The 13,796-nt window shown below is 63.4% G+C and carries 11 protein-coding genes; 9 read left to right on the top strand and 2 right to left on the bottom strand.

Annotated features, from left to right (window positions below):
• Positions 1–146 precede the first annotated feature (146 nt).
• Both AC1D08_RS00690 and AC1D08_RS00685 read right to left on the bottom strand, forming a co-directional pair.
• Positions 147–4,004 (bottom strand): DUF7929 domain-containing protein, encoded by a 3,858-nt coding sequence (locus AC1D08_RS00690; protein ID WP_457152724.1) that lies wholly within the window; start codon positions 4,002–4,004, stop codon positions 147–149.
• A gap of 10 nt (positions 4,005–4,014) precedes the next feature.
• Positions 4,015–5,973: an NHL repeat-containing protein gene (locus AC1D08_RS00685; protein WP_457152725.1), complete on the bottom strand. Its 1,959-nt coding sequence runs from the start codon at positions 5,971–5,973 to the stop codon at positions 4,015–4,017.
• 489 nt (positions 5,974–6,462) lie between these two features.
• On the opposite strand from AC1D08_RS00685, the gene dnaK reads away from it, so the two are divergent.
• The 9 genes from dnaK (at position 6,463) to AC1D08_RS00640 (ending at position 13,743) form a co-directional block, all read left to right on the top strand.
• Positions 6,463–8,379, top strand: a complete 1,917-nt coding sequence (dnaK, locus tag AC1D08_RS00680; RefSeq protein WP_095083681.1) for a molecular chaperone DnaK — start codon at positions 6,463–6,465, stop codon at positions 8,377–8,379.
• A 202-nt stretch (positions 8,380–8,581) separates the two neighbouring features.
• A complete protein-coding gene (dnaJ, locus tag AC1D08_RS00675; protein WP_457152726.1) occupies positions 8,582–9,712 on the top strand; it encodes a molecular chaperone DnaJ in 1,131 nt (376 codons plus the stop codon).
• A 153-nt stretch (positions 9,713–9,865) separates the two neighbouring features.
• The gene (gene pmtA, locus AC1D08_RS00670; protein ID WP_477422387.1) at positions 9,866–10,468 is read left to right on the top strand and encodes a phospholipid N-methyltransferase PmtA; all 603 of its coding nucleotides are present in this window, start codon (positions 9,866–9,868) and stop codon (positions 10,466–10,468) included.
• Between the two features lie 88 nt (positions 10,469–10,556).
• Positions 10,557–11,153: an NADPH-dependent FMN reductase gene (locus AC1D08_RS00665; protein WP_457150880.1), complete on the top strand. Its 597-nt coding sequence runs from the start codon at positions 10,557–10,559 to the stop codon at positions 11,151–11,153.
• A gap of 26 nt (positions 11,154–11,179) precedes the next feature.
• On the top strand, positions 11,180–11,893 hold the full coding sequence (gene pyrF, locus AC1D08_RS00660) for an orotidine-5'-phosphate decarboxylase (RefSeq protein WP_457150896.1): 714 nt from the start codon (positions 11,180–11,182) through the stop codon (positions 11,891–11,893).
• Between the two features lie 18 nt (positions 11,894–11,911).
• Positions 11,912–12,199, top strand: a complete 288-nt coding sequence (locus AC1D08_RS00655) for a DUF1330 domain-containing protein (protein ID WP_457150881.1) — start codon at positions 11,912–11,914, stop codon at positions 12,197–12,199.
• 305 nt (positions 12,200–12,504) lie between these two features.
• Positions 12,505–12,825, top strand: coding sequence for an ArsR/SmtB family transcription factor (locus AC1D08_RS00650; protein WP_095084355.1), 321 nt, complete (start codon positions 12,505–12,507; stop codon positions 12,823–12,825).
• A complete protein-coding gene (locus AC1D08_RS00645) occupies positions 12,822–13,286 on the top strand; it encodes an SRPBCC family protein (RefSeq protein WP_457150882.1) in 465 nt (154 codons plus the stop codon). Before AC1D08_RS00650 ends, AC1D08_RS00645 begins: the two co-directional genes overlap by 4 nt.
• 43 nt (positions 13,287–13,329) lie before the next feature.
• Positions 13,330–13,743 carry a GFA family protein gene (locus AC1D08_RS00640; protein WP_095083692.1) on the top strand — a complete coding sequence of 138 codons (414 nt, stop codon included), beginning with the start codon at positions 13,330–13,332 and terminating at the stop codon, positions 13,741–13,743.
• Positions 13,744–13,796 lie beyond the last annotated feature (53 nt).

The raw sequence follows: 13,796 nt of genomic DNA, 5'->3' as shown, positions 1-13,796 counted from the left end.
TGCCTAATGCGCCGCAGGTGACTTGTCGAGTGCGCAGGCGGCTGGCAGCACAGGCTACGTGCCGCCCATGTCGGCTGCCGGTGCTCCGGTCCAAACAAAACCCGCCGGATTGCTCCGGCGGGTTTCTGGTTGTGTCGCGCAGACGGTTACGGCTTCAAGTTCTGGATGTTTCCAGCCGGATCGCCCTGCTGTTGCTGGTCAGTTTGCGTCCTGCGCCGCGGAAGCAGCTGCTGCAGGACGTTCGGGTTCAGCAGGCCTGGTTCCAATTGGCCACGGATCGGCCTGCAGTTTGGATAGCGCCCGATCGTGCCTTCCGGGCAGTGCCGCTTGATGATCGGCTGGCACTGGCCATTGATCATCTGCGAGCCCGGCGCGCACTCCTCCACCTGCGGCCTGGATCTGCGGCATGCGCCGTCGATCACCTCGGTCCCGCGCGGACAGACACACTCGCCGCGCTTGTTGTGGACCTGGCCGCGTATGTCGCACTGCTCCACCGGCGGCTGTTTGCGCCGGCAGGCATTGCCTTGCACCTCGGTACCCCTCGGGCAGACACAATTGCCGTTGGCGTCGTGGACCTGGCCACGGATGGTGCATTGCTCGGGCTGCGGCCGGATCGGTCGGCAGGCATTGGCCCGGACTTCCGTACCTTTCGGGCAGACACAATCACCATCGGCATTGTGGACCTGGCCACGGATGGTGCACTGCTCGGGCTGCGGCCGGATCGGACGGCAGGCATTGCCCCTGACTTCCGTACCCTTCGGGCAGACACAATCGCCATCGGCATTGTGGACCTGGCCACGGATGGTGCACTGCTCAGGCTTCGGCCGGATCGGACGGCAGGCATTGCCCCGGACTTCCGTACCCTTCGGGCAGACGCAATCGCCGTCCGAATTGTGGACCTGACCGCGGATCGTGCACTGCTCAGGCTTGTCGGTCTTGACGCACTTCCCGTTTTGAAGCCCGGTTCCGCGTGGGCAGACGCAACGTCCGTCCTGGGTGCGGATCTGGCCTTCGAGCAGCACGCAGGGCCGCGGCTTTGGCTCGACGATGACACCACCGTCGGGCGAGCACTGGCCGTTGCGGAAGGTGGTGCCTTGCGGGCAGACACATCTGCCGGCGTCGTTCATGACGAAACCTGGCGAGCACTCGTTCTTCACCTCATGCGTGATGGTGAAGGGATGGCACGCATAGGCCTTGCCGCGGTCGCCCTGGACATTGGCCTGGTCGCCGGGAAGCATGTCGCCGCCTTGCACCCGTGTGTCGGGAGACAGGACGCCGACGCAGTTCTGGCCGCTGACATTGCCCTGCAGATTGGCCAGGCGGCCGTCGTCGGGAATGACCACGGTGACTTGGTGCACCTGGCTCTCCCCGGCGCCGAGCGTCAGGTTGGCAATGCAGGACAGTGGCAAGGTCGCCGGTTCCGGCGAGCAGCCGAAAGGCGGATCGATCGAGGTGATCGCAACGCCGTCCAACCTGCCGAGACCTTCGACGCCGATCGCATCACCGATGCGAACCGGACCGGAGAAGGGGCTCGTCCCGTCATTCGTGATGGTGATCTCGAACGAGCAGGGCTGGCCGAGCTTGCATTCGCGGTCGCCGGTCTTTTCGACGCGGATGATCGAAGAGCCGCCGCCCTTGGCGCAGGCCTGGCCGATCGGATAGACGATGTCGTCGCCGGGGGCCGGACCATACGAACCCCGCGCGCAGTTCTCGAACTCGCCGTTCGCCGAAACCGTCACGTCGAAGTGACGGCTGGTTCCAGGTGTCATGACGGCACCGGGAATCTGGCACGACAGCGTATTGGCCGGAACCGGTCCGCACGCCCATTCCGCGCCGTCGGGGGTGACGGTCTGGATCTGGACGGGCGCGCCGCCCGCCACCAGCGTGGCGGCGTCGTTGACCCGCACCGGACCGGTGGGGGCAGCGGTGCCGGCATTGACGACGGTGATGCGGCAAGAGACGACCGCGGCACCGGCCAGCGAGCCATTGCACACCTTGGTGATGCGCAAGGCGGGCTTGCCGCCATTGGGGTGACGAATGCGTTCCTTGGCGCAGGCCTTGTTGTTGGTGAGGTCGGTTTCACCGGGGATGGCCTTCACCTCGGCGCAGTTCTCCACCGTGTCGGACTGATAGCCGGTCGGCATGACCGCCTTGACGAAGATCGGCGTCGAGGCGCCCGGTGCGAGCGAGATGCCCGCATTGTCGCAGCGGAACTGGCCGGGGCCGGTCGGGCCGCATGTCCATGGCGGGGTCGGGCCGAAGGTCGAGGAGGCCGGCGCGCCGCCTGGATAGCTGTCGATCACCGTCAGCGGCCCATTGTAGGTGAAGGTGCCGTTGTTGATGATATCGATCACGAAGGTGCAGATGCCGTCGGCCGTGCAGACCTCGGTGCGGGCACGCTTCTTGAGGATCAGGTCGACCTTCTTTTCGACCGGTGGCTGGCATTCGCGATCACGATCGCCACGCCGGCAGATCGGGATCGAGGCACAGCCGCGATCGTTCGACTGGCTGCCGAACAGCGACTTGCCGCTGGCCGCATAATTGTAGGTGGCGCAGTTGCGCAGCACGCTGCCTTGCCAGCCGCCAGCCGGCTTGAAGCCAAGCTTGAGGTCGACGAAGGCTCCCGGATTGAGCGTGGTCACCGGATAGGTGCACGTCATCGGGGTGGTGCCGGGTACGCAGACCCAGGGCGGATTGGGCCCTGAATTGAGCGTCGAGCCGGCCGGCAGCGTCACCTCGTCGAGCACGATCTTGCCGTGATAGGCACCGGTGCCGACATTGGTCACCCTGATGGTGAAGTCGCAGCCGCCGCCCATCGTGCAACGCTGGACTTCGGCACGCTTTTCAACCTTGAGGTCCGGTTCCTTGTCCTTGGGCGGGCATCTCTGGTCGCGCGGGATGACGATGTCGATGGTCTGCGTGCAGCACAGGCCCCAGCCTTCCTCCGGGCCGGCATAGGTTTCGATGCCGGTGACGATGAGGTGGATGACATCGCCGGGTGACGCGCCAACGATCTTCCAGTTGAGCACGCCGCCGCCCGCCGGCACCAGCTGGGTGTCGGGGATGATGGTGATGCCGGGTGTCGTCGTCGACACCTGCACCCATTTGCCGCCCATCTCCGGGCCGACCGGCATGTGGTAGATGAAGGCGCCGCCACCGGGCACGCAATCAACCGTGCCGCGCTCCACCTTGAAGCATTCCTTGCCGGGAGGCGGCGGTGGCGGATTGCACTTGGTGACATCGATCTTGATCGAGGTCTTTTCGCCGGTCTTGAAGTCGCCGTCGTCGGGCTTGCTCGGATCCTGCGACGAGATGATGATCCCCGTGCCGGCTTCCGGCGTCACCTTGATCATGCCCTGGTTGTCGACGATGGTCGGCGAAGGAAACGCCGCATGGTCGATCTTGGCCGTGATCTGGAAGGTGATGACGCGCTCGTTGGGAGCGCCGACGCCGTCGAGATCGGAGGCGGAAATCCGGAAATCGGAAACCGTCGCCGTGTCGTTGGGATTTGCCGATGTGCTGATCGTTGCACCCGGCAGTGGTCCGCCGGCCGCATCCGTGCCGTCGCCGGACACATTGACGTTGACGATCTCAAGGCCGTGCGGAAGCTGGTCCTTGAAGTCGAGTCGCGCCTTTTTCAGTCTGGCCGCGAAGCCAGGGTCGGCAAAACCCTGCGGGTCGCCGCGCAGGCCGAAGCTCAGGGAATAGACGACATAGTCGCAGCCTCTCTGGGTGCCCTTCTTGGTGAAAAAAGGCACGACCCGGCCCGGCTCCGGATTGATGATGCGCGGATTGTCGAGGTCGAGTCTGGGCTCCGTAATGACGGTGTAGAACTCTTCGGCGAAGCCTTGCACCGGGGTCAGGGTGGCGACCGCGATACCGGCCGCCATCAGCCAGCGCGCGCCGCGCCTGGCGAGTGACAGGGGTTTCATGATCGTCTCCAAGACGGTTGACTGCTTCGACTGGTTGCTCGTTGCGAGCGGGGAAAGTGCGAGATTTTTCATCTTCCCCTCCTCAACGTTCGCAGCTGACGGCTGGGGTTCTGAGCGGCAAAGTCATCTTGCAGCAAGGGTAGTAGCCACCCTTGTCCTTGTCGGACTTCCTGTAGAAGCAGAGCCCAACATCGACTGTGTCGCCCGGATAGTGGCCGGTGATGCCGATCGTGTATGGCGTGCCGGGCGCATGCGACATGGGGGAAGTCACCCCGACGCCTGGCGTCCTGGACTGGGCCTTGATCGAATCGCCGCCGAAGCCGGCATGGTCATGGAGATAGAGATCGGCCTCGAGGCCGGAAGGCGTGCAGTAGTACTGGACGTCCTCGACATCGAGACAGGGAGGCAGATTGCCGGGCGGTGGGAAGTCCGGCGGGTAGAAGGGGGGCAGATAGCCACCCGGGATTTCTTCATAATAGCCGGCGCGACCTTCACAGGGATGCCAGACCGCGACGTCGCCGACATGGCCTTCCACTTCGGGATCTTCGAAATAGCCGTCGAAATCGACGAACCAGGAGCCGAAGGGCGGCACGTTGGCCGGTTTGACCAGCTCCCTGGGCGTGATCTGCACGCCGTGCACGGCCAGCGGCCCGCCGGCGGCGAGCTGCTCGGCGAGCGCCGGATTGTCGCGCAGCTTGTCGCCGGTGTTGACAAGCGTCTGCGTGCAGACCGAGGTGTCGAGATTGCCGTCGGCATCATAGCCATATTGCAGGTCGAGACCGCCGGCCGACTGCCGGTTGCCTTGCGGGAAGCCTACCGCATATTCCTGCGGCACTTCGACCCAGACCGATTCCGTCGCCGGATCGTCCGGATTCTCGCGCCAGTAGCGAATGACCTCGCCCTTGCCGGAATCGGCGAACTGGCTGTAATCATAGCGGTTTTCGACCGGGCCGCGCTGTGCCAGATACATGAAGCCGCTGTTGTCGAAGGCGATGTCGGTGACGGCGTAGTCCTTGTCGGCCTTGACCGTCAGTTCCCAGCGCGGATCGCCGGCGAAGGTGCCGTCGCGGGCAATGCCGACCGACCAGATTTCCGACTTTTCGCCAACCGAATAATAGAGCCGGCCGCCGTGATAGGAGACGCCCCAGACGCGGCGCTCGTCCTGCGTGTAGCCCCAGCTGTCGGGGTCTTCGCTGTCGAAGGCCGCGCCCTGTATGTCCATCACCGAACCGTCGTCTGCGACCGGGGCCAGCCCGTGCGCCGGACGCCCGGCAACGCCATGGTCGAAGCTGTCGATCAACCTGCCTTCGGCGTCGATGCGATGGATCAGGCCGGTGTCGAGGTCTGAGGCAAAGAACTGGCGGTGGATGGGATCGAAAGTGAGATTGCCGATGCCGGGACCGCTGTTGGTGTCGATGTCGGCAAACTTGGAGACCTGGCCGGTGATACCGTCGATCTTCCAGATGGTACCCGGCCCGCCACCGTTTTCAGTGCCGAACTGGCCATCCATGAAGGTGGCGCCGGCCGCGCCGCGGCGCTGCCGCTCCGGCCTTCCATCGCTATCGGCATCCGGCGTGACGATACGGATGCCGTGCAGCGAGGTGGCACCGGCATAGAGATTGGGAACGCCCGACGGAACACCGTCGCGCACGCCGTCATCATAGGTGAGGCCGAACACCTGGCCGATCTGTTCGGCCGTCACCTCGAAGGGCGGCGGCGTGGAGACGAGCTGGCCGGCGGCCGGCCCGCCGAGATGCGAGACGTCGAACACGCGCAAGGTGGCGCGCGTGGTGTCGATGAAGGTTTCGTCGACCGGATCGACACCGGGCGGCAGGCCCTCGTCGAAATTGGGAATGATGGTGCCGGAAAAACCGGTTACCGCCATCGAGCCGGGATATATGATCTGGGTGTCCTGCGCCCGTGCTGCGTCACCCAGCCAAAGGCCGGCAGTGAGTGCCAGCGCCAGCAATCCGCCCGGATGCATGGCGTGGCGCAGGCCGCTGTTGAGAGAAGACACGAACGTGCCGCGGACGCGAGACATGAAGCTACCCCCGTTAGCCACGGGAGAAACATCCGGCGTTGCCGCGCAAACCAGGGCAAGGCGCGGTGGTCCGGCACGTTCTTCCCTGATCGAATTGTCTGCTTTCCTCATCTTGACGATACGCCTGCTCTTACGCAGGGTCAACGGAATCAACAGGAAGCCCAGGGCGTCGACCTCGTCTCGAAGGCGGTGGTCGCGCCGAGTTCCTGTTGTTCCCGGAGACCTCAGAGCCTCTGGGTTAATGGTCATGGGGGCTTCCTTTCCGGGCCGCACAATGCGGCACCTGGACATCAGTCGCGGGCTGAGGTGGAAAGGTTCATGGAAGCCTTGCGCAGAATGCTTGCGCGCGATGCTGCCTGTTCTTATATACGCGCCAAGCCGTTCGGCGCCGGAATGCCGGTTGCCGGAACGGAATTTCTTGTGAACAGGGGCTTTCGTCGGAACGCCTGTACGGGTCCTGAGAGCCTGCTTAGCGGAGAGACTAGAAAAATGGCAAAAGTAATCGGTATCGATCTCGGCACCACCAACTCCTGTATCGCCATCATGGATGGCAAAGAGCCGAAGGTGATCGAGAATGCGGAAGGCGCGCGCACGACGCCTTCCATCGTCGCCTTCAGCGGCGACGGCGAACGTCTCGTCGGCCAGCCGGCCAAGCGCCAGGCGGTCACCAATCCTGAAAACACCATCTTCGCGGTCAAGCGCCTGATCGGCCGCCGCTATGACGATCCGGTGACGGAGAAGGACAAGAAGCTTGTCCCCTACAAGATCGTCAAGGGCGACAATGGCGATGCCTGGGTCGAGGCCGGCGACAAGAAGCAGTCGCCCAGCCAGATCTCGGCCATGATCCTGCAGAAGATGAAGGAAACGGCGGAAGCCTATCTCGGCGAGAAGGTCGAGAAGGCGGTCATCACCGTTCCGGCCTATTTCAACGATGCCCAGCGCCAGGCAACCAAGGACGCCGGCAAGATCGCCGGGCTGGAAGTGCTGCGCATCATCAACGAGCCGACCGCGGCCGCGCTCGCCTACGGCCTCGACAAGAAGGATGGCAAGACCATTGCCGTCTATGACCTTGGCGGCGGCACGTTCGACATTTCGGTGCTCGAGATCGGCGACGGCGTGTTCGAGGTGAAGTCGACCAATGGCGACACCTTCCTCGGCGGCGAGGACTTCGACATGCGCCTGGTCGAGTATCTGGCGGCTGAGTTCAAGAAGGAACAGGGCATCGACCTGAAGAACGACAAGCTGGCCCTGCAGCGCCTCAAGGAGGCGGCTGAAAAGGCCAAGATCGAGCTGTCGTCGACGACGCAGACCGAGATCAACCTGCCCTTCATCACCGCCGATGCGACCGGGCCGAAGCACCTGACGCTGAAGCTGACGCGCGCCAAGTTCGAGCAGCTGGTCGACGACCTCGTCCAGCGCACCATCGACCCTTGCAAGGCGGCGCTCAAGGATGCCGGCCTGAAGGCTGGCGAAATCGACGAAGTCGTCCTGGTCGGCGGCATGACCCGCATGCCCAAGATCCAGGAGATCGTGAAGCAGTTCTTCGGCAAGGAGCCGCACAAGGGCGTCAACCCGGATGAGGTCGTCGCTCTCGGCGCCGCCATCCAGGCCGGCGTGCTGCAAGGCGACGTCAAGGACGTGCTGTTGCTCGACGTGACGCCGCTGTCGCTCGGCATCGAGACGCTGGGTGGCGTGTTCACGCGGCTGATCGAGCGCAACACGACGATCCCGACCAAGAAGAGCCAGGTGTTCTCGACGGCCGAGGACAGCCAGTCCGCAGTGACCATCCGCGTCTTCCAGGGCGAGCGCGAAATGGCCGCCGACAACAAGGCGCTTGGCCAGTTCGACCTGGTCGGCATCCCGCCGGCGCCACGCGGCGTGCCGCAGATCGAGGTCACCTTCGACATCGACGCCAACGGCATCGTCAACGTTTCGGCCAAGGACAAGGGCACCGGCAAGGAGCACCAGATCCGCATCCAGGCATCGGGTGGCCTTTCGGACGCCGACATCGAGAAGATGGTCAAGGACGCCGAGGCCAACGCCGAGAGCGACAAGAAGCGGCGTGCGGTGGTCGAGGCCCGCAACCAGGCCGAGGCGCTGGTGCATTCGTCCGAGAAGTCGCTGAAGGAATATGGCGACAAGGTCTCGGAAGCCGAACGCACGGCGATCGCAGATGCGATCACGGCGCTGAAGGCCGCGGCCGAAGGCGATGACGCGGCCGACATCGAGGCCAAGTCGCAGGCGCTTGCCGAGGCTTCGATGAAGCTTGGCCAGGCCATGTACGAGGCTTCGCAGAAGGAAGCGGCGGAAGCCGACGCCAAGGCGGATGCCGCCAAGGACAGTGACGTGGTCGATGCCGATTTCGAGGAAATCGACGAGGACGACGACAAGAAGAAGTCGGCCTGAACCGTTTGACGGCAAGATAAAGCGAAAAGCCCGGCGCAGGCCGGGCTTTTTTGCAACCCTGGCGGAAAAAATCGCTGAAAAAGACGGACAGAACCGCGCCGGCCCTAGCATCCGGGCAGCACCGCTCCTAAATCGAGACAACGTGCCGGCAAACGACGCAACATATGCATCAAGACGTTGAACATCCGGACTGCGGGAAAAAATGAAAGCTGATTTCTACGAAACGCTGGGTGTCCAGAAAGGCGCCGACGAGAAGGAGCTCAAGAGCGCTTTCCGCAAGCTCGCCATGCAGTTCCATCCCGACCGCAATCCCGGCGATCATTCCTGCGAGCACAAGTTCAAGGAAATCAACGAAGCCTACGAGACGCTGAAGGACCCGCAAAAGCGCGCGGCCTATGACCGTTTCGGTCACGCGGCCTTCGAGCAGGGTGGCATGAATGGCGGCGCGCAAGGCTTTGGTGCCGGCGGCTTCGCCGACATTTTCGAGGATATTTTCGGCGACATGATGGGCGGGCGCCAGCGCCGCTCGTCGGGCGGCCGCGAGCGCGGCGCCGACCTGCGCTACAATATGGAAATCTCGCTGGAGGAAGCCTACGCGGGAAAGACCGCGCAGATCCGCGTGCCAGCATCGATCTCCTGCTCGGAATGCTCGGGCAGCGGCGCCAAGCCGGGCACCCAGCCTGTCACCTGCTCGATGTGCAACGGCCACGGCAAGGTGCGCGCCACGCAAGGCTTTTTCTCCATCGAGCGCACCTGCCCGCAATGCCAGGGCCGCGGCCAGACCATCAAGGATCCGTGCCCGAAATGCGCTGGTCAGGGCCGCGTCACCGAAGAGCGTTCGCTGTCGGTCAACATCCCTGCCGGCATCGAGGACGGCACCCGCATCCGCCTTGCCAGTGAGGGCGAGGCCGGCCTGCGCGGTGGGCCGTCTGGCGACCTCTATATTTTCCTGGCGGTCAAGCCGCACGAATTCTTCCAGCGCGACGGCGCCGATCTCTACTGCAAGGTGCCGATCTCGATGACGACGGCCGCCCTTGGCGGCTCCTTCGAGGTGACGACGCTGGATGGCACGCAGACCAAGGTGAAGGTGCCGGAAGGCACCCAGAACGGCCGCCAGTTCCGCCTCAAGGGCAAGGGCATGCCGGTGCTGCGCCAGCCCAATGTCGGCGATCTCTACATCCAGACCGCGGTCGAGACGCCGCAGAACCTCACTCGCCGCCAGCGCGAGCTGTTGGAGGAGTTCGAACAGCTCTCCTCGCAGGATAATTCGCCCCAATCGAGTGGCTTTTTCACCCGCATGAAGGATTTCTTCGAATCCTTCGGCGAGCGCTGATGGGAATTCTAGGCAAGCCGCGTGATTTCGTGAAATGCGTCGCATATTGAGACGCGACGAAACTTATCTTATCCACGACATGCGTCTGACCGCGCCTTGCCTTGCGCCGCTCAGATGTTAAGTAATTTGGGGGGAGTGCTGAGGAGAGCTTGCATGACACGTCCCGGACTGCGCAAGGCGCTTGCCGAAAAGTTCGACGACGAGCTCAAATTCTTCAAGGGCTGGATCGACAAGCCGAAGACGGTCGGCTCGATCGTGCCGACCAGCTCGGTCACCGCCCGCAAGATGGCCTCGATCGTCAATCCGAAATCCGGCCTGCCGGTGCTCGAGGTCGGTCCCGGCACCGGCGTCATCACCCGCGCCATCCTGGCCCTCGGGGTGCGACCCGAAAATCTCTACGCTGTCGAATATTCCACCGACTTCGTCCGCCACCTGCGGCAACTCTATCCCGGCGTCAACGTCATCGAGGGCGATGCCTTCAACCTCAACGCGACGCTTGGCGAACAGAGCGGGATGATCTTCGATTCCGTGGTTTCCGGCGTGCCGCTGCTCAATTTTCCGGTCGCCCAGCGCATCGCCTATATCGAGAGCCTGCTCGACCGCATCCCGGCAGGACGGCCGATCGTGCAGCTGACCTACGGACCGATGTCGCCGATCCCGGCCGGCCGTGGCGACTACACGGTCAAGCATTTCGATTTCATCTTCCGCAACATCCCGCCGACGCAGCTGTGGATCTACCGGCGCGAGGCGCATTAGGGCGACCTGAATTTCGACTTTGATTTTTGGGCAGGTGCGTTGATTTGAGCGGCCTCTGGCTGTACCTGTCCGGGAACAAGGTTGGCCAATGGCAGTGATCCCGAAAATCCTCGTCTTCGCCGGCTCGGTGCGCAGTGGCGCCTACAGCGGCAAGACCGCCGACGTGGCGCAAAAGGAGCTCGCCATGCAAGGCGCCGAGGTGACCCGCATCTCGCTCGCCGACTATCCCCTTCCGATCCTCGACGAGGATCTGGAAAAGGAAAAGGGCGTTCCCGTAAATGCCCTGAAACTTGGCCGTCTGGTCATCGCCCATGATGGGCTGCTGATCGCCACGCCCGAATATAACGGCTCGATCCCGCCGCTGCTCAAGAACACGATCGACTGGGTGAGCCGGGTGCGCAGGGACGGCAGCAGGACGGTCAGGCCGCTGGCCGGCAAGGTGGCTGGCCTCTGCTCGTCCTCCAACGGGCATTTTGCCGGGATCCGCTGCATCAACCATCTGCGCGCCGTGCTGGTGCGTTGCCAGATGGAGGTGGTGACGCCGGAATGCTCGGTGCCGGAAGGCGGCAGCGCCTTCGACGAGGGCGGCAATTTCCGCGACGAAAGACTGTACAAATCGATGGAGCACCTATGCCGCACGCTGATCGAAACCTCGCGCATGCTGTCGACCCGGATCGAGGCGTGATCGTCGACACTATGCGGTCAGAATCCATCCAGGCCCCATCGATAAAGGCCAAATCCATGCAGGAAAGACTGATCGTCGGCCTCGACGTACCGACCGTGCAGGAGGCCGAACAGGCGGTGCGCGAACTCGACGGCGTCGTCTCCTTCTACAAGATCGGTTATCAGCTGGCCTTTGCCGGCGGGCTCGACTTTGCCAGGGAACTGGCCAGCGGCGGAACAAAGATCTTCCTCGACATGAAGCTGCTCGACATCGACCACACGGTGGCCAAGGGCGTCGAGAACATCGTCAAGATGGGCGTGACCATGCTGACCATCCACGCCTATCCAAAGGCGATGGCGGCGGCGGTGGAGGCGGCCAGGGGTAGCGGCCTTTGCCTGCTGGCGGTCAGCGTGCTGACCTCGATGGACGAGCAGGACATGATCGACGTCGGCTATGAATATGACCCGCACACGCTGGTGCTGCGGCGTTCGGAACAGGCTCTGCATGCCGGCATGGGCGGCATCGTCTGCTCGGCCGCGGAAGCGGAAGCGGTGCGCCGCATCGTCGGCCCCGACATGGCGGTGGTGACGCCCGGCATCCGGCCGGCGGGCACCGACCATGGCGACCAGAAGCGCGTGGTGACGCCGGCACAAGCGATCCGCAACGGCGCCAGCCATCTCGTCGTTGGCCGGCCGATCGTTGCGTCGGCCAACAGACGAGAAGCGGCCGAAGCGATCATCGCCGAAATGCGCTCAGCGTAAGCAACAGGGAGAAGAAGAATGCCCAAGGGATACTGGATCGCCCGCGTCGATGTGCGCGATGCCGAAGGCTACAAGGAGTATGTCGCTGCCTCGAAACTGGCCTTCGACCGCTTCGGCGCGAAATTTCTGGCGCGCGGCGGTGCGCATGAGTTGGCCGAGGGTGTCGGACGCGCACGCAACGTCATCATCGAGTTCGAATCGCTCGCCATGGCGCACGATTGCTACCACTCGCCGGAATACCAGCGCGCGGTCGCCATCCGCCAGAAGGTCGCCGACGGCGAGATCGTGCTCGTCGAAGGCATCTGAGGGCCATCGACCAGAACTGACGGAGCGTCAGACGAAGTGCTGACGGTCCTCTTCGCTTGACTCCGCCCGGCCAAGCCGAGCACTCCGATAAGATGGTGCCCTGAAGGCCAGGCAGCTTCACTATGCCCTGGCCGACAGCCGGGCGGAGCCGTTCGACACCGACCGCCACATGGCCGGCCCATCCAACAAACGACTGCCGAGCCAGAGTCGCTTTCGCCCAAGGTGAAGGCGACCGGATTCGTTGCCAGTTGACATGCAGGTATTTACCTGCATATTACAACCTCGCAAGCCAACGAGTGAGGCTGATGGACGCTGACAAGGTTTTCAAGGCACTGGGCGACCCGACACGCAGAAGGCTGCTTGACCTTCTTTGCGAGAAGAACGGGCAGACGCTCAGTCAGCTTTGCGAAAACCTGGACATGGCGAGGCAATCCGCCACCCAGCACATCGACCTGCTGGAAGCGGCGAACCTGGTGAGCACGGTCAAGCGCGGCCGGGAAAAACTGCATTTTATCAACCCCGTGCCGCTGCACGAAGTCTACGAGCGGTGGGTGCGGAAATTCGAACGGCAGCGGCTCAGCCTGCTGCACGATCTGAAGCAAGAACTCGAAGGAGAGGACCAATGACCAGAGAGACGACCAGCTTTGTCTACGTTACCTACATCAAATCGACGTCGCAAAAAGTGTTCGAGGCCATAACCAGGCCTGACATTGCGAAACGCTACTGGGGCCACGAGAACGTCTCCGACTGGAAGCCGGGATCGACATGGGAGCATATCCGCGCCAATGACGAGCGGACCGTCGAACTCGTCGGCAAGGTCGTCGAGATCTCGCCGCCGACCCGTCTCGTCATCACCTGGGCGAACGCTTCGCAGGCCAACGATCCCTCGCAATACAGCCGGGTGACTTTCGGCATCGAGGAATACGACACCATGGTGCGGCTGACCGTCACCCATGACGAACTCGAAGCCGGCAGCGGCATGGCGAAAGGCGTCAGCCAGGGGTGGCCGGCGGTGCTGTCCAGCATGAAATCCTTCCTCGAAACCGGCAGCGGCATCGACCTTTTCGCCAAGCCGAAATCGGCCTGATGCCTTGCGATATCATGCAGAACCAGGCCAGTGGAGAACGACAATGACCAAGCGCTATATCGGTGGCTGTGCATGCGGCGCGATCCGCTACGAAACCAGCGGCGAGCCCATCTTCCAGAACCACTGCCAGTGCCTCGACTGCCAGAAGCGCGCAGGCACCGGCCACGGATCCTATCTGACCTTCGGCCGGCGCGCCGACATGAAAATTGCAGGCGAAGCGACCACCTGGCGTGTGAGAGGCGACAGCGGCAACGAAAAGGTCCACGCCTTCTGCCCGACCTGTGGAACGCCGGTCTACCTGACATTCGTGGCCATGCCGGACCTGATTGCGGTCAACGCGACCAGCCTTGACGACCCCGGCCAATTCGACCCGCAGGTGGTCACATACGCCATCCGCGGCCATGCATGGGACACGATCGATCCCACGTTGCAGAAATTCGAGCGAATGCCGGGATAGCGGGTTCGCCTTGGGCTGTCATGTCATGTCGGGCGCTCGTCGCGGGCGCCGCG

Source organism: Mesorhizobium sp. P2_E6 (genome assembly GCF_056403835.1).
This window is presented reverse-complemented; position numbering and strand designations above follow the sequence as displayed.

Coding starts and splice junctions, on each gene's coding strand:
- AC1D08_RS00690 (WP_457152724.1), bottom strand. CDS start 4,004: ATGAAAAATCTCGCACTTTCCCCGCTCGCAACGAGCAACCAGTCGAAG.
- AC1D08_RS00685 (WP_457152725.1), bottom strand. CDS start 5,973: ATGTCTCGCGTCCGCGGCACGTTCGTGTCTTCTCTCAACAGCGGCCTG.
- dnaK (WP_095083681.1), top strand. CDS start 6,463: ATGGCAAAAGTAATCGGTATCGATCTCGGCACCACCAACTCCTGTATC.
- dnaJ (WP_457152726.1), top strand. CDS start 8,582: ATGAAAGCTGATTTCTACGAAACGCTGGGTGTCCAGAAAGGCGCCGAC.
- pmtA (WP_477422387.1), top strand. CDS start 9,866: ATGACACGTCCCGGACTGCGCAAGGCGCTTGCCGAAAAGTTCGACGAC.
- AC1D08_RS00665 (WP_457150880.1), top strand. CDS start 10,557: ATGGCAGTGATCCCGAAAATCCTCGTCTTCGCCGGCTCGGTGCGCAGT.
- AC1D08_RS00655 (WP_457150881.1), top strand. CDS start 11,912: ATGCCCAAGGGATACTGGATCGCCCGCGTCGATGTGCGCGATGCCGAA.
- AC1D08_RS00650 (WP_095084355.1), top strand. CDS start 12,505: ATGGACGCTGACAAGGTTTTCAAGGCACTGGGCGACCCGACACGCAGA.
- AC1D08_RS00645 (WP_457150882.1), top strand. CDS start 12,822: ATGACCAGAGAGACGACCAGCTTTGTCTACGTTACCTACATCAAATCG.
- AC1D08_RS00640 (WP_095083692.1), top strand. CDS start 13,330: ATGACCAAGCGCTATATCGGTGGCTGTGCATGCGGCGCGATCCGCTAC.